At 37.4% G+C, this 20749-nt stretch carries 19 protein-coding genes; 2 read left to right on the top strand and 17 right to left on the bottom strand.

All coding sequences use genetic code 11. From position 1 onward, the window contains the following. The first annotated feature begins 16 nt into the window (after nt 1–16). Nucleotides 17–1192: a Pycsar system effector family protein gene (locus JNG87_RS09500; protein WP_202843691.1), complete on the top strand. Its 1176-nt coding sequence runs from the start codon at nt 17–19 to the stop codon at nt 1190–1192. Between the two features lie 19 nt (nt 1193–1211). Then, nucleotides 1212–2135, top strand: coding sequence for a bestrophin family protein (locus JNG87_RS09495; protein ID WP_202843689.1), 924 nt, complete (start codon nt 1212–1214; stop codon nt 2133–2135). A 13-nt stretch (nt 2136–2148) separates the two neighbouring features. On the opposite strand, the gene JNG87_RS09490 is transcribed toward JNG87_RS09495, so the two are convergent. The 17 genes from JNG87_RS09490 to JNG87_RS09410 all read right to left on the bottom strand — a co-directional run bounded on the left by JNG87_RS09490 (nt 2149) and on the right by JNG87_RS09410 (nt 20668). Next, complete coding sequence (locus JNG87_RS09490; RefSeq protein WP_202843687.1) at nt 2149–4461, bottom strand: GAF domain-containing protein; 2313 nt, start codon at nt 4459–4461, stop codon at nt 2149–2151. A gap of 261 nt (nt 4462–4722) precedes the next feature. After that, complete coding sequence (locus JNG87_RS09485) at nt 4723–6102, bottom strand: NADH-quinone oxidoreductase subunit N (protein WP_202843686.1); 1380 nt, start codon at nt 6100–6102, stop codon at nt 4723–4725. Nucleotides 6103–6118: 16 nt separating this feature from the next. Further along, nucleotides 6119–7612 carry a NuoM family protein gene (locus tag JNG87_RS09480; protein WP_110009636.1) on the bottom strand — a complete coding sequence of 498 codons (1494 nt, stop codon included), beginning with the start codon at nt 7610–7612 and terminating at the stop codon, nt 6119–6121. A gap of 2 nt (nt 7613–7614) precedes the next feature. Beyond that, complete coding sequence (gene nuoL, locus JNG87_RS09475; RefSeq protein ID WP_202843685.1) at nt 7615–9528, bottom strand: NADH-quinone oxidoreductase subunit L; 1914 nt, start codon at nt 9526–9528, stop codon at nt 7615–7617. 2 nt (nt 9529–9530) lie between these two features. Continuing rightward, the gene (gene nuoK / locus JNG87_RS09470; RefSeq protein ID WP_002983557.1) at nt 9531–9860 is read right to left on the bottom strand and encodes an NADH-quinone oxidoreductase subunit NuoK; all 330 of its coding nucleotides are present in this window, start codon (nt 9858–9860) and stop codon (nt 9531–9533) included. Nucleotides 9861–9864: 4 nt separating this feature from the next. Continuing rightward, nucleotides 9865–10362, bottom strand: a complete 498-nt coding sequence (locus JNG87_RS09465) for an NADH-quinone oxidoreductase subunit J (protein WP_202843683.1) — start codon at nt 10360–10362, stop codon at nt 9865–9867. Beyond that, nucleotides 10362–10919: a NuoI/complex I 23 kDa subunit family protein gene (locus JNG87_RS09460; protein ID WP_002983553.1), complete on the bottom strand. Its 558-nt coding sequence runs from the start codon at nt 10917–10919 to the stop codon at nt 10362–10364. Before JNG87_RS09460 ends, JNG87_RS09465 begins: the two co-directional genes overlap by 1 nt. Nucleotides 10920–11043: 124 nt before the next feature. Beyond that, nucleotides 11044–12108, bottom strand: coding sequence for an NADH-quinone oxidoreductase subunit NuoH (gene nuoH / locus JNG87_RS09455; protein ID WP_202843681.1), 1065 nt, complete (start codon nt 12106–12108; stop codon nt 11044–11046). Nucleotides 12109–12197: 89 nt separating this feature from the next. Then, nucleotides 12198–13196: a 2Fe-2S iron-sulfur cluster-binding protein gene (locus tag JNG87_RS09450; RefSeq protein WP_062675587.1), complete on the bottom strand. Its 999-nt coding sequence runs from the start codon at nt 13194–13196 to the stop codon at nt 12198–12200. A gap of 41 nt (nt 13197–13237) precedes the next feature. Then, complete coding sequence (locus JNG87_RS09445; RefSeq protein ID WP_110009633.1) at nt 13238–14149, bottom strand: hypothetical protein; 912 nt, start codon at nt 14147–14149, stop codon at nt 13238–13240. 7 nt (nt 14150–14156) lie between these two features. After that, on the bottom strand, nt 14157–15515 hold the full coding sequence (gene nuoF, locus JNG87_RS09440) for an NADH-quinone oxidoreductase subunit NuoF (protein WP_089697000.1): 1359 nt from the start codon (nt 15513–15515) through the stop codon (nt 14157–14159). Between the two features lie 107 nt (nt 15516–15622). Continuing rightward, on the bottom strand, nt 15623–16132 hold the full coding sequence (nuoE, locus tag JNG87_RS09435; protein WP_062675585.1) for a complex I 24 kDa subunit family protein: 510 nt from the start codon (nt 16130–16132) through the stop codon (nt 15623–15625). Between the two features lie 104 nt (nt 16133–16236). Beyond that, a complete protein-coding gene (gene nuoD, locus JNG87_RS09430) occupies nt 16237–17460 on the bottom strand; it encodes an NADH dehydrogenase (quinone) subunit D (RefSeq protein ID WP_002983543.1) in 1224 nt (407 codons plus the stop codon). 62 nt (nt 17461–17522) lie between these two features. Beyond that, nucleotides 17523–18017 (bottom strand): NADH-quinone oxidoreductase subunit C, encoded by a 495-nt coding sequence (locus JNG87_RS09425; RefSeq protein WP_110009632.1) that lies wholly within the window; start codon nt 18015–18017, stop codon nt 17523–17525. Nucleotides 18018–18023: 6 nt separating this feature from the next. Further along, nucleotides 18024–18584, bottom strand: a complete 561-nt coding sequence (locus JNG87_RS09420) for an NADH-quinone oxidoreductase subunit B (protein ID WP_002983540.1) — start codon at nt 18582–18584, stop codon at nt 18024–18026. A 94-nt stretch (nt 18585–18678) separates the two neighbouring features. Next, nucleotides 18679–19050: an NADH-quinone oxidoreductase subunit A gene (locus tag JNG87_RS09415; protein WP_034693436.1), complete on the bottom strand. Its 372-nt coding sequence runs from the start codon at nt 19048–19050 to the stop codon at nt 18679–18681. A gap of 490 nt (nt 19051–19540) precedes the next feature. After that, nucleotides 19541–20668, bottom strand: a complete 1128-nt coding sequence (locus JNG87_RS09410; protein ID WP_202843679.1) for a GNAT family N-acetyltransferase — start codon at nt 20666–20668, stop codon at nt 19541–19543. Between the last annotated feature and the right edge of the window lie 81 nt (nt 20669–20749).

Raw genomic sequence — 20749 nt, 5'->3', positions numbered from 1 at the left:
TAACAAAATTTCAGGGATGAGCATTTTACAAAAAGCTAAAAATTATGTTGAAATCTTATTCAAAGATAAGTTATCTTCAGTATATTTTTATCATAATTTTATCCATACTGCCTATACCGTTAATAAGGCTGAGGAAATCATGAAAAATACTCCTGTTTCTGAAGAGGATCAGGAAAAGGTTCTTGTTGCATTATGGTTTCATGATACAGGGTATATAGAATGTGCCCTGAACCATGAAGAAAGAAGTGTGGAGGTGATGAAAGCCTTTTTACATCAGGAAAATTATCCTGAAAACTATATTGCAGATGTTGAAAAACTGATTCTGGCTACGAAAATTCATTACGAACCCCAGAATTTACTGGAAAAAATTGTAAAAGATGCTGACTTCAGCCATTTTGCAGGTCATGATTATAGTGATATTTCTGATGCTTTGAGAAAAGAATGGGAACTAACGAATGTAAGATGTTTTTCCAATGAAGAATGGAATGCTGGAAATCTGGATATGTTAAAAAATAAGCATACTTTTTATACGGATTATGCTAAAGAAAACTGGGAACCCCTGAAAAAGAAAAATATTAAAAAAATCGAAAAGAAGCTGGAAAAAGAAGAAGAGAAAAAAGAAAACAAAAAGGAGGCTTCGGAAGGTAAAAAAGAAAAAGAAAAATCGGACAGAAGTGTAGATACCTTATTCAGGGTGACACTGAACAATCATACGAGACTAAGTGACATTGCAGACAGCAAAGCCAATATTCTTTTATCGGTAAATGCCATTATTATTTCAGTGTGTCTTTCCGTGCTTGTGCCGAAGCTGGATGCTCCTAAAAATTCACATCTGATTCTTCCAAGTTTCATACTATTGCTGTCAAGTGTACTGACGATCATATTTGCGATTTTGTCTACGAAACCGAATGTAACAAAATCAACATTTACTTCTCAGGATATTGCCAACAGAAAAGTAAACCTGCTGTTCTTTGGAAACTTTCATCAGATGTTGTTTGACGATTATAATAATGCGATGAAAGACCTTATTAAAGACCGAGATTATATTTATGACTCAATGGTGAAGGATTTGTATTTTCTCGGGAAAGTTCTTAACAGGAAGTACAGGCTTTTATCCATTACCTACAAGATTTTTATGGCTGGAATTATTATTTCCGTTTTATCTTTCGGGGTGGCTTTTCTTAGTCTTTAATTAATAAACATCCACACAAATGATCGTCAGAGAGCGTACGAATTGGCTGAAAATGTTATTTATATGGAGAGGATCCGTATTAAAGAAAATTGTTGTTCAGCTTACCATTATCACGCTGTTTTCCCTGGCTATTTACTTTTTCAAAGGAAAAATCTTTGACTATAAAGTGCATCTTAATCCTACCATTTTTACATTGATAGGACTGGCACTTGCCATTTTTATGGGATTCTGTAATTCTGCAAGCTATGACCGTTTCTGGGAAGGGCGGAAACTCTGGGGATTACTGGTCATTGAAACCAGATCCCTTACAAGACAGATCCTATCGCTGGTAAAGGATTCTTCGCCTGAAGCTAAAGAGGAAAAAGAGAAAATCATCAAGCTGATCTCTGCATTTGCATGGTCACTGAACTTTCAGCTGAGAGATAAATCTGGTACAGAACATCTTGAGAGACTGCTTTCATCAGAACAATTGGAAAAAGTAAAGAACAAAAAATTCATTCCCAACAGTATTCTTGGTTTTATTGCAGACTGGCTTAGCGAACAGAATAAAAAAGGAAATATAGATACCATTGTCATGACTTCCATGGATCATCAGCTGAACCAGTTTTCCAATATTTCCGGTGGGTGTGAGAGGATTTACAATACACCATTACCCTTTGCTTACAGTGTTTTGCTGCATCGTACCGTTTATTTATATTGTTTCTGGCTTCCTTTCGGGCTGGTAGATACGTTGGGATGGATGATGCCATTGATCGTTCTGCTGATCAGCTATACCTTTATTGCTCTTGATGCCATTATTCAGGAGATTGGTGAACCTTTTGGTGAAGAGGAAAATGACCTTGCCCTGAACAGCATCTGCCGTACGATTGAGTTTTCTATTTTTGAGCAGGCAGGAATTCCTCAAGGGGAATTGAAGAAGCCGGATACTTATTTTGTGGATTAAAGAAGCATCATTTTTATTCCTGCGGAAGTGTAAAAGAAACCCTTAACGCCAGCAATCCAGTGATTCCCTGAAGATCCTCTACTCTTAAAAATTCTACGTCATGCTGCAAAACCTCTTTTTTCTGGAGTTTCGAAATATAATCTAAATATTCCTTCTGATTTTCCATTCCGAAATAGACAATGGTGATTTTTCCGGGAGCGGTGATACGCTCGGAAGAATCTTTCACATGGGCTTTATCCAGACGTTTTTTAATAATCTCGTAATAGGAATTGTAGGCTCCGTCTACATCAAAACGTTTTTCATCCATTCTGAAACGGATGTCTATTTTTTCATTATAGACGAAAATCAGTGAAGCAATATCAAGTGGTACCGGAAGATACTTTTTGAACGACTGAAATTCAAGTTCCATTTTACAGATGGTTTTCAATTGCCAGTATCTCAGTTTGTGGACTACTTTTGAAGTATAGTGCAGCTCAGGAGCGATGGTAGAACCAATATACAGATTATGTTCCACACCGTCAGATTTAAACCTTTCATAATAATGCGGAAAAATTTCCTGTGCTTTTACCTGGCTTTCATCCAGCATATCTGCCAGTTTCCGGTTAACAAGCGTAATAGAATCATCAAGGTTTTTTCTGTGGTGATAAAACAGATCCGTAGAAGTAAAGATATGTGAAAAGTAGTCTTTAATTTTTGTTTTTATTTCTCTGGAGGTTCTTACTTCCAGTTTTCCCTGTAAAAAAGGATGAATTTCTTCCCTTAATAATCTCTGAAAACGTTGTTCCGTATCCGCTTTGATCTCATTGTTGATCTCATTTTCAAAAACATCCAGTGCAAGTATAAATTTTTCGGAATCCGAGTTGGTGAGTGTCAGAATTTCGTTCAGCCATTCAATCTGCTGGTTGAGATCCTGCAGCATCAGATTAAAACGCTTTTCAGAAGAAGAACGGATATCCGAAACCCCAAACAACGGGGTAAGATTTTTGAATGCAATCTGTTTTAAAGTATATATTTTTTTTCCGAGCGATGCCGTAAAATATTTCTCAGCTTCATTTCTGAACTTCCAGACCACACTGTCGTGGATGGTTGTATACTCACGCTGAATAATGGCTTCTATCTGATAGTTTTTCTCAAAGTAAAACCTGTTCAGAGAGAAGAGAACCATATCAGTGAAAAACTCCAGTTTTTTAAGTTTTAAGCCATTGAAACTTCCGGCAATCGGAGAGGTGAATTCCATGATCGCAAGGAGTTCTCCATCTTTCATGATAGGAATTACCATGAAACTGTTGACATTATTGTCTTTTAAAATACTGAAGGAAGGAAGCAGCTTGACATTCTCTTCCAGGTTGTTTACATTGGAAACAACTACAGGCTTTGAATTATGATTTAAATTATTGAAGGTACTCTTACGGGTTTCTTCATCAAATGCATTGATCCAGAAATCAAGGATGTGATTTGTGAGAAGACTTTCGTAAATCGGAAGTTTATCAAGTTTCTGTTCCTTTTTGTTGAACGTCATCAACCCGAAGTTGAGTTCCGGAACATCAAAATAGGATTTGAAAATTTCAGTCAGATTTTCATTGGGATTCATATTTTCCGGATCAATTTCAATCATGCTGGATTTCAGATCGGAAAGGGCCACTTCAGAGGTACAGTCTACCAGTGAAATGATGGTAAATCCTTTCAGTATCCACGATTGTGAAGGGAAATACTTTTTCCAGAGTTTAAAATCATCAAGATTTTCCAAAAGCATATCCAGAATATCATCAGATGGAATTTTGGCATCTTCTGTAGGAGTAATTTCCGTAAAATCTGAATTGACCGTAATTTTATAATGCTTCATGATTCCCTGCTTATTCGGGATGTCATAATAAAACGGAATTGTACTTTTAATATCTTTTTTGAAATAGCTCTGAAGAATCAGACAGCAGCAAAATACATAGAATTCGTTATCTGAAATATTCCTGAGTTCTATTTCGAAATCTTTTCCTGCATCTTTCAGAATATCTTTAAATCTTTCGGTATAGTTAAAGGTAATGTTGGAAAGCGGAATACTTGCCGCTTTTATTTCGTTTCTGGTGAGGCCTGTCGGGAAAAGGTCTGCAAGAAGCAGCCTGATGAGGTCTTCGTATTTTTCAAGAAGGGCTGTATCCTGAAAGCCTTCTCTAAGGTCTTTAAAATTTCTGGTGCTCTCTAGTAATGACTCTGCATAATTGACCCTGTATTCCAGTCTGTCATTATACCGGATATGTTCCAGAACATCCAAATATTTTTTGAATGATATATAAACCTGAAAGGGAGAGTCTTTTTTATAGAGATTAGCCAAGAGCTGAAAAATTTAAAGTAAAGTTATGAAAAAAGCAGAATATTGATCGTGTGTAATTTTTATTTTATTGTACATAATTTGCAGGTGCTTTGGGAAACTCTGCAAGGTATTTTATAATTCTTTACTGTTTTTTATACAGACAGATTATAGATTTATTGATAAATAAAAATTAAAGTTTTTGGGATGAGATGTTCATTATTTGAAGGATAATAAAAAAGCACAACCGAAGAGTTGTGCTTTTTATATTTTAAAATTCAGATTTTACAATTCAAACATTCTTGCAAATAAATCCGGGAAAATTCCTAGGATGATGATCAGAGCAATAACAATTACTGCAATGATATTGTATGTAAGAGTTACTTTTTCTGATGATTTGAATGTTGATTCTTTAAAGAAGAACATCGCAATGATCAGTCTTAAATAGTAAGCAATAGACAGGGCAGAACCTAATACTGCTACCAATACTAAGAAAGCTGCACCGTTCATAGCCTGGGAGAATAAAGCAAATTTCCCCATGAAACCAGCTGTTAACGGAACTCCTGCCATTGAAAGCATAGAGATTGTTGCAGCTGTTGCTAATAAAGGTTCAGTTTTCGCCAATCCTTTGAAAGCTCCGAAAGACGTTTCTCTCTTTAATTTCTCTACCCAGATCAGACACATGAAAACTCCTACTGTAGATAAAGAGTAAGCAAACAGATAGAAGGCAAGGTTATAAGTAGAAAGGCTTGTCATTCCGAAGAATACCAATCCGATATATCCTGCGTGAGATACTGAAGAGTATGCCAGCATTCTTTTTGCATTCGTCTGAGCAAGACCCATAACGTTTGCCAAAAGTAATGTAATGATTAAGAATACACCTAAAACATTAATCCACTCGTGAGTTACCCCAGCGAAACCAAGCGTCATCAATCTGAACAGGGCAAAGAATCCTGAGATCTTTACTACACTCGCCATGAAAGCTGTGATTAATGAAGGAGAACCTGCATATACATCAGGGCTCCACATATGGAAAGGTGCTAAAGCTACCTTGAATGCCAATGCGCAAAGAATTAGTAATACTCCTAAGATGAACATTACATTCCCTGAATTGGCTACCCCGAAATCGTGGATTTTGTACAGATCAAAACTTCCTGCACTTCCATAGATGAACGCAATCCCGAACAGTAAGAAACCTGTTGCGAATGCACCCATAAGGAAATATTTAATAGAAGCTTCGTTGGATCTTAAATCCGTTTTGTTAGCTCCAGCCATTACATATAATGGAATAGAAAGGATCTCAACTCCTAAGAACATCGTCACCAGGTTCTGGTATCCGAAAAGGATGATCCCTCCACATAATGCGAATAGCATCAATGCATATAATTCTGACTGGTGGCTTCTGTGGTTGCTGAAAGCAAAACCGCCCAGGAAGAATAACAATAATGTTGTTACGATTGATATTTTAGTGAATAATGCGGTATTGTCACTGTACTCATACATATGCTTGTAATGGTCGAAAAACGAACATTCCGGCATAAAACTTACGTACAATGCGATGATTAATCCCAAAATCCCAATGTATCTTGCGAATTTTCCTTGTTCAAAAACTCCTGAAAATAACGCAATAACTGCCGTTAGGAAAACAATAATTAAAACACTCATTTCTTAAAATATCAAATTAACTTACCATTGATTGGTAGATAAACTTCACCGAACTACTCACCATGTCGATTACCGGTTGTGGGAAAATACCTAGTAAAATCACAAAAACCGCTAAACTTGCCAATACAGAAAATTCTACGCCTGATAAATCTTTTGCTGTACTTAAAACGGCTTCATCTCCTTCTCCAAACATTGCTTTTCCGTAGAATCTTAATAAATATACCGCACAAAGAATTACCGTAAGACCAGCAATTACTGCTGCTGTTCCGTTAAAATCATAAACCGATTTCAACAAAATAAATTCCCCGATGAATCCATTGGTTAATGGAACTCCCATTGAACCTAATATAATGATCAGGAACAACACCGCAAACTTAGGTGCTACTTTAGCTAGACCACCCATTTGTCTGATGTCTCTTGATTTAAATCTCTTATATAAAATATCACAACAGTAGAATAATCCTACCACGTTGATACCGTGAGCAAATGTCTGTACCAAAGCTCCTTCAGCACCTTCTACATTGAAAGTTCCTCTTAAAGTAACTACTGCTGAAGCGAAGATCCCTGCTACCATCAATCCTACGTGAGAGAAGGAAGAGTATGCAATGATTCTCTTCATATCCGTCTGGATAATAGCGATCAAAGCTCCGTGAACAATTCCTACAATAGCAAGAATAATTACGATCTGTCCGGAAATTCCGGCAATCGGAAGCGGAGTGATTGGAAGTAAATAACGCATTACACCATATACTGCCATCTTCAGCATGATCCCTGATAATAACATGGATCCCTGAGTAGGAGAGTAGGTATAGGTGTCAGGCTGCCATGTATGGAAAGGGAATACCGGTAATTTCACTGCAAAAGCAAAGAAAATAAACCAGAATACCACAGTCTGCTGTACTTCGTTAAGCTGTGCATTGTATAGATCAGTTAAAGCGAATGATGCAGAGTGGTTGTACACATAGATCAATCCGGCTAACATAAATAATGATCCCACGAATGTATATACGAAGAATTTCGTAGTGAACTCAAACCTTTTATTCTCTTGTCCCCAAAGTCCGGCAATGAACCAAATTGGAATCAAAGTTACTTCCCAGAAAATGTAGAATAACAATCCGTCTAAAGAAGTGAATACTCCTACAAGACCAAACTGCATCAATAGAATCAGTCCGTAGAATGTATTTCTATAGTTTAGATTTTCGTTGAAAGATGATAAAATAATGATTGGAGCCAGAATATTGGTCAGTAATAAAAGAAGCATGCTCATTCCATCGATACCGAAGTGAAGAGAGCTCTTCATAAATTGTGACCATGGATAATTGATCTCATGCTGCAATACGCTGTCTACTGTCGGAGTAAAATCAAAATCCGAAAGTACGTAGAACGTAAGGAGCATTTGTACCAATGCAATTCCAAGCGCCAAATATTTGCTGGAATTATTCTTCCAGGCAAAAACTAATCCCGAACCTACTAGAGGTAATAGTAATAATGTTAATAACAAACAAGACATTATTATTGTAATAAAAAGTTAACAATTAATATAATTCCCACCGCTAAAGACATGATAAGGATATATGTCTCTACATTTCCGTTCTGTAAACGCTTCATAGCTTTTCCGCTGTCTTCAGCACCATCACCTACAAAGTTTACAAAACGGTCTAAGATACCCTTATCAAACATTTTTCCTCCGCGTCCTAATCCTTCAACAGTTTTTACAATCAATGCGTTGTAAAGTTCGTCAACGTATAATTTCTTAGCAGAAAGCTTTTCCCATCCGGTATAGTTTTCCTCTGCAACAGCCATCTTTTTCTTACTTACATAAGTATTTCTAACGATGAACCATACAGTGAAAAACATCAAGACTGTAGCTGCTAATAAGATCATTTCAGTATTGAAAGGTACTCCTGAAAGAGTAGCTTCCATCTGGCTGTAGCTTTGTTCCGTAAGAACCGGCTTTAACCATTCCATCAGTTTGGCATAATGCCCGTGACCGATGAAGTGTGGCAGGTTGATAAAACCTCCGATTACAGAAAGAATTGCCAATACGATCAATGGTAATGTCATATTTGACGGACTTTCATGTAAGTGGTGTTTCTGTTCTTCAGTACCTCTGAATTCTCCATGGAATGTCAGGTAGTATAGTCTGAACATATACGTTGCAGTCATTGCCGCTAAAACAAATAAGATTACCCAGTAAATCGGGTTTTTAGCGAAAGCTGCTACTAAAATTTCGTCTTTAGAGATCATACCCGATAATAAAGGGAAACCTGAGATGGCTAATGTTCCGATAAGGAATGTAGCGTGGGTAAGAGGAATATATTTTTTAAGGCCTCCCATGAAACGCATATCCTGTTCGTTGCTCATAGCATGGATTACAGAACCTGCACCTAAGAATAATAACGCTTTAAAGAATGCGTGTGTCATTACGTGGAACATTGCTGTTGTATAGGCACCAAGACCTAAAGCGATGAACATAAATCCAAGCTGTGAAACAGTAGAATAAGCCAACACTTTTTTGATATCGTTTTGACGAAGTGCATAGAACCCTGCCAAAGCAGCGGTTAAGAAGCCGATGAATAAAATTCCTCCCTGTACAGTTGGTGCTAAAGTAAATAAGAAATTGGATCTTACTACCAAATAGATACCTGCTGTTACCATCGTTGCCGCGTGGATCAACGCTGATACAGGAGTTGGTCCCGCCATCGCATCCGGTAACCATGTATATAATGGAACCTGAGCAGATTTACCGGTAGCACCGATGAATAAACTCGCTGTGATAAAGATAATCACTGTTCCGTCTAATTCAAATTTTGAAGCGTTTTCTGCTACAGAAAGATAATCTACAGCATTGGTTTGAGAAGCGATCATGAAGATACCGATCAATAACGCAAGGTCACCAATTCTGTTCATGATGAAAGCTTTTCTTGCTGCTTTACCATATTCTTCGTTGGTATACCAGAATCCGATCAACAGGTAAGAACAAAGACCTACACCTTCCCATCCAATGAACAGGATAAGGTAGTTGCTTCCCATTACTAAAAGTAACATCGAGAAGATGAAAAGATTCAGGTAAGTAAAAAACTTGTAGAATCCTTTATCATGACTCATATATCCGATAGAGTATAAGTGGATCAGTGAACCGATACCCGTAATGATCATTACCATCATTAAAGAAAGCTGATCAATCTGGAATCCAAAATTAATCTGAACTCCGTTGACTCTAAACCATTCAAAAGCTTTTACAATGACAGGCTGGCTTTCAGAATTGAAATTCATGAAAAGGCTTACTGCAATACAGAAAGATCCGAAAACTACAGCAGTAGCCAGAGATCCTACCAATATTTTTGGAAGATTTTTCCCGAACAGCCCGTTAATAAGAAACCCTAAAAGTGGTAAAAGTACTATTGCATATACTAGATTCTCCATTCTTATCCTCTTAATTTATTAAATATACTCACATCTACAGAACGGGTGTTTCTATATAGCATAGCAATAATTGCCAGACCTACTGCTACTTCAGCCGCTGCTACCACCATAATGAAGAAAACTAAAAGTTGTCCGTCGCCGTTGCCTTTATACGCTGAAAAAGCTGCCAATAAAAGGTTTACAGAATTCAGCATAAGCTCTACACAGCCCAGAATCACAATAGCATTTTTTCTAAGCAATACTCCCATTACTCCCAAACAGAATAATACTGATGAAAGAATGATGAAGTAGTCCAAAGGGATGCTTTGTATAAATGTATTTACTTCTCCCATAATTTTATAAATCTTTTTTACCGATTAATACCGCGCCTACAATACCTGCCAGAATTAGGATGGAAGCAAGCTCAAACGGTAAAACATATTCATTAAACAAAAGTCTACCCAGATTTTTCGTAAGACCTACCCCTCTGTCTACATTTTCAACAACAATGTGGTGGTCCTGAATTCCTCTGAATACCCCTAAAACTCCAATTAATAAAAGACATGCAGTAAAAACTCCAACAAATTTTAAAGTATTGTTCTTCTTACTTTCGTCTTGTTTATTAAGGTTAAGCATCATTAAGATGTAAAGGAAAAGTACCATGATGGCACCTGCGTAAACAATAATCTGGATGATTGCCAGGAACTGTGCATTGAGAAGAATGTACATTCCGGCAATTGAAAACATCGTAACAATTAATGACAAAATAGCATATAGAGGATTTCTTGCAAATACAAAATAAACTGCACTTGCCACAGCTAAAAACGCCACCAAGAAAAATAAAAACTGATCCATTATTTTACCGCATTTTTTTGTTTCTCGGATTGTCTTGTGGTGATATCAATCCTTTCATTTATTTTTTCAACTAATTTATCTTTTCCGTAAATGAAAGAACCTCTGTTGGTTTCTACGTCTACCAACCTGTCGGTAAGATAGATGGCAGATTTAGGACAAGCTTCTTCACACATACCGCAGAAAATACATCTTAGCATATTGATTTCATATACTGAAGCGTATTTCTCTTCTCTGTAAAGATGTTTTTCCTCTTTAGTTCTTTCAGCAGCAGTCATTGTAATGGCTTCTGCAGGACAAGCTACCGCACAAAGTCCGCAAGCTGTACATCTTTCTCTGCCTTCTTCGTCTCTTTTCAAAACGTGCTGGCCTCTCCAGATGGTGGTTCTTGGCTTCTGTACTTCCGGATACGAATATACTGCGGGAGCACCCTTTATCACGGTTCTTACAGCATGCTTAAATGTAATCCCCATTCCTGTAAAGATCGCAGGAAGGTAGATTTTTTCAGCAAGGGTCATTTCTTTATTGGAAACAACTTTTGATCTGTTTGTAAGTTTCATTTAATTATAGATATTAGATGTTAGACACCAGATTTTAGACTAATCTTGTCTGTTATCTTAATTTTTAATATTCAATATTCACACAAACCTAACAGGTTTCAAAAACCTGTTAGGTTTAGATAATTTAATTTCCAAACGCTAAAATTACAGCTCCTGTAATTAATAGGTTTACCAATGCCATAGGGATTAGTGTTTTCCATCCTAAGTGCATTAGCTGGTCATATCTGAATCTTGGAAGTGTCCATCTGATCCACATGAAGATCAGAATTCCGATTACTGTTTTCGTAAGGAATGCTACGATACTTAAGATTCCTGCAGCATTTTCACCCCAGTTCTGAGTTACCCATTCAATACCAGGATAGTTATATCCTCCGAAGAAAAGAACTACCATGAACGCATTGGAAATAAACATGTTCACATATTCTCCGAACATATATAAACCTAACTTCATGGAAGAGTACTCTGTAGAGTATCCTGTTACCAATTCAGATTCACACTCAGGTAAATCGAACGGGTGTCTGTTGGTTTCTGCCAAAGCAGCTACAAAGAAAACAAGGAATGCAATCGGCTGGTAGAAAATGTTCCAGTTCAATCCTGAAACCCATGGAATAACTCCCCATAATTTTCCTGTAGTCTGACTTTCAGTGATTTCTTTTAAATCCAAACTTCCAGACATCATAATGATAGAAAGAAGTGCTAATCCCATCGCCAATTCATAAGAAATCATCTGAGAAGAAGCACGGATAGCACCTAGTAATGAATATTTGTTGTTCGAAGCCCAACCTCCGATCATAATTCCGTAAACCCCGATGGAAGCCATACCGATGATGAAAAGTACACCAACATCGATGTTTGCTACCTGAAGATCAAAAGAAGTACCTGCAATATTTAAACTTTTACCCCAAGGAATAACAGCTCCTGTAATCAATGAAATAAACATTACCAGCGCTGGTCCTAATACGAAAAGGAATTTTTCTGCATTGGCAGGTGTAAAGTCTTCTTTGAAGAAAAACTTTCCACCGTCAGCAAGAGGCTGCAGCAATCCGAAAGGTCCGGCTCTGTTGGGACCAATTCTATCCTGCATAATAGAGGCAACTTTTCTTTCTGCCCAGGTAGAGTAGGCTGCAATCGTAAGTGACAGCAGAAAAAGTGCTAGTACAAGTATAAGTTTAAATGTAAGTAAATCCATTTTTATTTAGATATTAAGATGTCAGATGCTAGATGTCAGATTTAATTTGCTGTCTGAAGTCTGGTATCTGAAATCTGATGTCTTATTAATTATTTTTCGTCTTTTTCACTGATTTCTTTAGCCATCGGATTGTCTAAAACTCTTAGTTCGTCTTTTGGCTTTTCGTAGTGGTTCAATGAAATTACAGAATGTCTGTCGATATGTCTAGGACCTTCGATATTCCAGTCTGATAAAGATTTTCTTTCGAAACGGCATGTATCGCAGATGAATTCTTCCACTTCTCCCCACTGGTCTTTTCTGGCAGTAACTCTTACAATTTCGTCACCTTTCATCCATACTACAGCTTTTCCTGAACACTTATCACATTTACAAGAAGCGTTCATTGGTTTTGTAAACCAAACTCTGCTGGCAAAACGGGCTGTTCTGTCTGTTAATGCTCCTACAGGACAAACATCGATAACGTTTCCGATGAAGTCATTGTCTAAAGCTTTATTTAAATACGTTGAAATTTCAGCGTGATCTCCTCTGAAAAGGATACCGTGTTCTCTTGTTTCTGTAAGCTGGTTGGCTGTCAGTACACATCTTGCGCAAAGAATACAACGGTTCATATTTAATTTGATGTTCGGTCCAAGATCATCAGCTTCGTAAGTATTTCTTTCGAATTCTGTTCTTGTATTTTCAACACCATGCTCATATCCTAAGTCCTGAAGATGACATTCTCCTGCCTGGTCACAGATAGGGCAGTCAAGCGGGTGGTTTACCAATAGGAATTCGGTAACGGCTTTTCTTCCTTCCTGAGCTTTCTCAGAAGTAAGATTTTTTACTTCCATACCGTCCATTACATTAGTTCTGCAGCTTGCTACTAATTTTGGCATAGGACGAGGATCTGCTTCAGATCCTTTAGAAACTTCTACCAGACAAGTTCTACATCTCCCTCCACTGGTTTCCAACTTGCTGTAGTAGCACATTGCAGGAGGCACAGATTTACCACCAATTTGTCTTGCAGCTTCCAGAATAGAAGTACCAGGCAAAACTTCGGTAGTCTGTCCGTCTATAGTTATTTTGAATTTTTTAACTTCTTCGCTCATATGATATGCTTTAAGCTTTATGCGTTAAGCAATAGGCTTTGTTATTTATATTTCTTTGTATTAAATGTATATCCAATTCCTCCAAGAACCTGTCCGAAAACAAAATCCTGACGTGCTTTGTCCGGTTTGTTATTTAATGTAGTTTTAATATCCCACATATTGATATAACCGGCTTTTCCTTCTAATCTCAGCATCCAGTTTTTCCAGAATACAAGGTTAAGACTGGATCTGATATCGGTTCCCATACCTGCAACGTGGAAACGGTCACTTCTTTCGTTACCAAAAAGTTTTACATTACTTTTCGGAAACATAAATCCGATTCCGGCTCCATAAGACCATACTAAATCTATATTTTTCTTATGAACAAGATTTTTGTATTTCTCTAGACCTAAGTTTTCATAATTAAGCCCGTCTGTATGTTCGAAAGTAAGGAACTTCTCATCTGCAAGATTAACCTGCCCGTTCTGAACCATTGCTGCATACTCAGGATCTGAAATATGACCTTTGAAACCTACAGTCTGGTTCTGATCCATTACATATTTCATGTGGTCTATCCCAAGTACCAATGCTAAATTGTCTTTAATAAAATATCCTATTCTGAAGTTATACTGTGTTACAGTAAACCAGCTCGGATCAAAATAGACAATTCCAAATTTTGTAGGTCTGTCCTGTGCCTTTACATTATTCAGCTGAAAATCGTATCCGTTTCCAGTAAAGTGGATGTCAGAATTGCTGTAAGCGGCTCTGTTCCAACCGTAAAATACGAAAACCTGACCTTTTTTGCTTAATGGTAAAGGCTTTTCTTTTCTCTCAGCTTTAATCTGCTCTTTCTCACTTACTAAATATGATAAATCCTCTTCAATGGATCTGTTATAATTTGCAGTATCAGTTTTTTTATTCTGTGCAAATACAAAATTCGACATCATTAAGCCGACCACCAATAATTTTTTCATCTTTTACTTATGCGTTCTTTTCAACAGCCGGGATAGGGTCAGCATAATGTGCCAATCCATAATTTTGTGTCTGAGACAACTCTGGGTTTTTTACGTGCCACTCAAATTCATCTCTGAAGTGACGGATCGCTGCTGCAACCGGCCAAGCTGCTGCATCACCCAACGGACAAATCGTATTTCCTTCGATTTTTCTCTGGATATCCCAAAGCAGATCGATATCTTCCATTTTTCCTTCTCCTTTCTCGATTTTCTTTAAAATCTTGTACATCCATCCCGTTCCTTCACGGCAAGGTGTACATTGTCCGCAGCTTTCGTGATTGTAGAATCTCGCCAATGTCATGGTGTGTTCTACAATACACTGGTCTTCATCCAAAACGATGAAACCTCCTGAACCCATCATGGTTCCGGTAGCAAAACCACCATCTGCCAATGATTCATAATTCATATATCTTGGCTCTCCGTTCACGGTTCTTAGCAATAGATTTGCTGGAACAATCGGAACAGAACTTCCTCCAGGAATACAAGCCTTTAATTTTTTACCATCCTTAATACCACCGCAATATTCATCAGAATAAATGAATTCCTCTACAGTGATCGTCATATCGATTTCGTATACACCCGGTTTGTTGATGTTCCCACAAGCAGAAATCAATTTCGTACCTGTAGATCTTCCCACTCCGATTTTAGCATACTCAGCACCTGTAATATCAATGATCGGAACTACTGCCGCAATGGATTCAACGTTGTTTACCACTGTTGGTCTTTCCCAAAGACCTTTTACAGCCGGGAATGGTGGTTTTAATCTCGGGTTACCTCTTTTTCCTTCAAGGGACTCAAGCAATGCCGTTTCTTCACCGCAGATGTATGCTCCACCACCTCTCTGTACATAGATTTCAAGATCGAAACCGGTTCCTAAAATATTTTTACCTAAAAATCCTGCTGCTTTAGCTTCTTCAATAGCTTCTTCAAGGATATCCGGAATCCACGAATATTCTCCACGGATGTAGATATAAGAAGTATTGGATCCTAAACAGTAAGAAGAAATTAGCATTCCCTCAATCAATAAATGAGGAAGGAACTCCATCAGATATCTGTCCTTGAATGTTCCAGGTTCAGATTCATCCGCATTCACAACAAGGTGTCTTGGAACACCTTCAGGTTTGGCCAGAAAGCTCCATTTCATTCCTGTTGGGAATCCAGCTCCACCACGACCTCTCAGTCCTGAAGCTTTTACTTCTTCAAGAATTTCGTCCGGAGTCATCTTCAAGGCTTTTTCAGCTGCTGTATAACCTCCCTGTTTACGGTAAGTCTCAAAGTAGCGGATACCTTCTATATGTGCGTCTTTAAGTAAAAGTTTTTTACTCATTGTTTATTATGCTTTTCGCTATTGGCCATTGGCTTCTAGCTTTTTATAATTATTAAAGAAAATAACTGAATAATTTAAAATCTAAAATGTAGAATTTAAAATTTCTATTAGTCTAAAGCAACTTGTCCCTGTCTGCAAAGATCAAGGATTTCATCTACTTTTTCTATCGTTAAATTTTCATGAAAGAATTTCCCTAGCTGCATCATGGGTGCGTATCCGCATGCTCCAAGACATTCAGCTGGTTTTAAAGTAAACATACCATCTTCAGTAGTTTCTCCATCCTTAATGTTCAGTTTGGTTCTGATATGATCCAGAATTTTTTCGCTTCCACAAACCATACAAGGTCCTGTTCTGCAAACTTCCAGTACATATTTACCTACCGGCTTCATATTGAACATCGTATAGAAAGTAGCCACTTCATATACTTCGATCGGTTGGATACTTAATAGTCCGGCAACATAATCCATCACAGGAACATCTAACCATCCTCCGAATTCTTTCTGTGCCAAGTGAAGTACAGGAAGAAGAGCAGATTTTTGTCTTCCTTCAGGATATCTTGCGATAATTTTGTGTACCTGTGCTAAACTTTCCGGTTTAAAAGCTATTGTTTCGCTCATTTTTTATCTAAGATTTCAGATGCCAGATTTCAGACATCAGATTTTAAATTTATATATAAAGCGAAGAGTCTAACATCTGAAATCTGATGTCTGACATCTTCTTTTTATGCGTCTAATTCTCCTGCAATAATATTCATACTACACATCGTTACAATGGCATCTGAAATTACAGAACCTGTAATCATTTCAGGGTATGCTTGATAGTAGATGAAGCATGGTCTTCTGAAGTGAAGTCTGTAAGGGCTTCTTCCTCCGTCACTCACAAGATAGAAACCTAATTCTCCGTTTCCACCTTCTACAGCATGGTAAACTTCTCCTTTCGGTACATCGGTTTCTCCCATTACGATTTTGAAATGGTAGATCAATGCTTCCATTTTCTGGTATACATCTGCCTTTTCAGGAAGATAGAAATCAGGGACATCCGCATGGAATGGTCCTTCCGGAAGATTTTCGTATGCTTGTTTGATAATTTTGATTGATTCCCAGACTTCCTGCTGACGAACCATGAAACGGTCGTAAGTATCTCCTGAAGTTCCTACCGGAATAATGAAGTCGAAATCCTGATATGAAGAATAAGGCTGCGCAACTCGTACATCGTAATCTACCCCTGCTGCACGTAAGTTAGGACCTGTGAAACCGTAGCTTAAAGCTCTTTCGGCAGAAATAGCTCCTGTACCGATGGTTCTGTCCATGAAAATTCTGTTTCTTTCTAATAAAGTACAGAATTCTTTGAATCTTGGTGGGAAAGTTTTTAAGAAATCCTTGATCAGCTCATGGAATTTAGGAGTGAAATCTCTTTCAAAACCTCCGATTCTTCCCATATTGGTTGTCATTCTGGCTCCGCAGATTTGCTCATACATATCATAAATACGTTCTCTTTCGATGAACATATAAGTAAGACCTGTAATAGCTCCTGAGTCCATTCCGGTTACCCCGTTACAGATCAGGTGGTCACCGATTCTGGCAAGCTCCATCAGGATAACGCGCATATAGTCTACGCGTTTTGGAACTTCTACGCCAATCAGTTTTTCTACTGTCATGTGCCAGCCTAAGTTATTGATGGGTGCAGAACAGTAATTCATACGGTCCGTAAGGGTAGTGATCTGAGAATAGTTTCTTCTTTCAGAAATTTTCTCAAATGCTCTGTGGATATATCCTACGGTTTGCTCTGCGTGAAGGATTCTTTCTCCGTCCATCGTTAAGATATTCTGGAAAATCCCGTGAGTAGCAGGGTGGGTAGGTCCCAGATTCAGGGTGTATAATTGTCCGTCAATCTGTTCCTTACTTTCGTACTGGTTTAGTATATTAGATAATGAGTTATCTTTCATAATGATTGCTTTTAGCTATTTGCTTCTGGCTATTGGCTAGCTGCCATTGGCCATTCGCTTTTTTATCTTCCGAACATACTATCGTTCTTGTCGGTTCTTGTACCGTCTTCAAGGCGATATTCCTTCAACATTGGGTGGTATCCCAGGTCTTCCATATTCAGGATAGGTCTCAGATCCGGGTGTCCTTTAAATTTAATCCCATAAAAATCAAACGTTTCTCTTTCCATCCAGTTAGCTCCTACATACAGATCTACAAGAGAGTCTACTTCAATATTTTCTCTGGACATAAAGATTTTCAGACGTAATCTGAAATTGGCCATCATATTATGCAAATGATATACAACACCAATTTCCTTTTCAGGGAATTCAGGATAGTGAATACCGCAGATATCCGTAAGGAAATTAAATTCCAGTGATGAATCTTTCAGATAGTGAATGATTTTCTTAATATCTTCTTTCTTCACTTCAATAGTCAACATTCCATAAGGTTCTGAACTTGAAATAACAGATTCCGGAAATTCTCTTGTGATTGCTTCTAATACAAATTCGTTTGTCATTTCCGTTTAGTTGCTTATGTTGTAAGAATCTAATAATTTCTGATATTCAGGCATGTCTCTTCTTCTGATGCTTTCGCTTTCTGCAAGAGCCTGTACCTGCATTACACCTTCAATGATCTGTTCAGGTCTTGGAGGACATCCGGGAACGTAAACGTCTACCGGAATAATCTTGTCAATTCCCTGAAGTACAGAATACGTATCAAAAATACCACCGCTGGAAGCACAAGCTCCAACTGCTACCACCCATTTCGGCTCAGCCATCTGAGTGTACACTTCTTTCAGGACAGGTCCTAATTTCTTTGATATAGTTCCGCAAACCATCAGCATATCTGCCTGTCTTGGAGAGAAAGAGTTTCTTTCCATACCAAATCTTGAAGCATCATATGTCGGGTTCAGGGTAGCCATAAACTCGATACCACAACAAGAGGTTGCAAAGGGTAACGGCCAAAGTGAAAACTTTCTTGCCATCCCGATTACACTGCTCAGTTTTGTTGCGAAAAACCCTTCTCCTTCATAGCCTTCGGGAGCAGGTGCATCTGTTCTTATTACTGGTTTTTTATCTGACATTTTCTTTTGTTGATATTTAAAGATTAAAACTTTTATAAATTTAATCATCTCTGTTTTTAAATGATTAAATTATTCAATCTTTTAATGTTAAAATTTATTTATCCCAATCCAGTGCGCCTCGTTTCCAGACATAGAAAAACGCTACGAAGAAGATCGCAACGAATGTAAGCACGGCAAGGAAACCTTCCATACCGAATTCTCTGAAGTTTACAGCGTAAGGATAAAAGAATACGATTTCAATATCGAATAGTACGAACAATACCGCAGTCAGGAAGTACTTGATAGAAAACGGTGTTCTGGCGTTTCCTTCTACAGGAACCCCACATTCCCAGCTTTGGTTTTTTACAGAGTTTCCTTTTTTCTGCTGTGGACCTAAGAAATGTGCTCCAAGCAAAGAAACCGCTACAAATCCTACTGCTACACCAGCCTGGATAAGGATTGGAATATAACTTTCAGGTAAATTCATTTTTGCATTATTATCTCAATTTGCAAATTTAGCGAATAAACAAGAAAGCATGAAATTTATCAGCTTAAAAGTCGGATTAAAATGAGCTAAACCGGTAATTTAGAATCAATAAAAATTAGCTTTTTATGATTATTTTTTTGTGGTGTTTTTCCCCTTTTTTTGTAGTAACTCTGGAAAAATTGCATCCCATCATGTATATCGTGGATATTTTGAATTTATTTATTGAGGAATAAAAACAAGTGATTAAATGACCTATTGGGCTATGGTTATCGTCTATTTTTTCATTTTTTTCAAAAGAGTATAGGCCATAAAGGAAATATATCCAAAAAGAATACTAGCAAAAAGAATATTGATTACGGTGTTTGTTTTGTCATCAGGTGACTGGAAAAAGATATTATAACTGATAAATCCAGCAATTAAAATAGCAAATATAATGAGCTGTGGTTTCATAAAATTCAAAGTTTAGGTGTTATATAAGATAGATTATCACTTACTTGAGTTTCATTGAATACGTTCTTCTTCTTTTATGATTTACCGGATTGTAATCCTGCCACAACAGCTGAATACTTTTGTTTTCTTCGAGTTCCGGGTTGGTTTCAAGGTACTTTACTCCTTTTTTTCTGAAAATATCCCAGATTTCTTTAAAAATAATAGAAGTTACTCCTCTTCTCTGATAATCCGGATGAATTCCGATCAGGTAGAAGTTCGCTCTGTCATTTTTCTTTCCTGCTTGTAAGAAATGCCACCAGCCAAAAGGAAGTAGTTTTCCACCGGACTTCTGCAGAGCTTTGGAATAAGAAGGCATTGTAATAGCAAAGGAGATCAGATTATTGTGTTCATCAGCAATACAAACAATGAAATCTTTATCAATAAGTTTGAAATATTTCTCTTTATAGGTTTTACGCTGTTCATCAGAAATCGGAGTGTAAGTAGAAAGATGTTTGTAAGTCTCATCCAGAAGATCAAACATAGGATCTACATACTGAATAATCTCTTCTTTCGTTTTGAATTTTAAAACTCTCAGTTTGTACTTTTCAGAAATAAGCTGATTGAACTTGTGGATTTTTTCAGGCAAGGTTTCAGGGAAAATGATTTCAAACTCCACCCATTCTTTTTCTTTGATTAACCCCAGGTTTTCAAGATGCTGAGGATAATAAGCATGGTTGTAAATTCCAATCATGGTTGCAAGCTGGTCGAAACCTTTTACCAGCATTCCAGCTTTATCAAGATTGGTGAAGCCCATAGGCCCTTCAATTTTGTCAATACTTTTTTCTTTAGCGTAATCAACTGCTTTTTGAATTAATGCCTTTGAAACTTCAGCATCATCAATAAAGTCAATCCATCCGAAACGAACTTTTTTAATTCCTAATTCTCTCTCTTCCTTATGATTGATCAGAACGGCAATTCTTCCTACAATCCTGTCATTCTTATAGGCAAGATACTGTTTTGCCTCAGAATATTGAAGCGCAGGATTTTCATCAGCATTCCAGATGTTGATTTCGTCATTGATAAAAGACGGAACATAGTAGGGATTGTTTTTATACAAATCCATCGGAAACTTTACGAATTGCTTGAGCTGACCCGCTGTTTTTACTTCAATAATTGAAACTGTAGACATGTTTTTTGAGAGGAATTAAAGGACAAATATAAATAATAATATCGTATACTTTGGCACAGTTTTTATATGATTATGGGTAAA

The organism is Chryseobacterium cucumeris, from assembly GCF_016775705.1.
In the GTDB taxonomy this organism is placed as follows: domain Bacteria; phylum Bacteroidota; class Bacteroidia; order Flavobacteriales; family Weeksellaceae; genus Chryseobacterium; species Chryseobacterium cupriresistens.
This window is presented reverse-complemented; position numbering and strand designations above follow the sequence as displayed.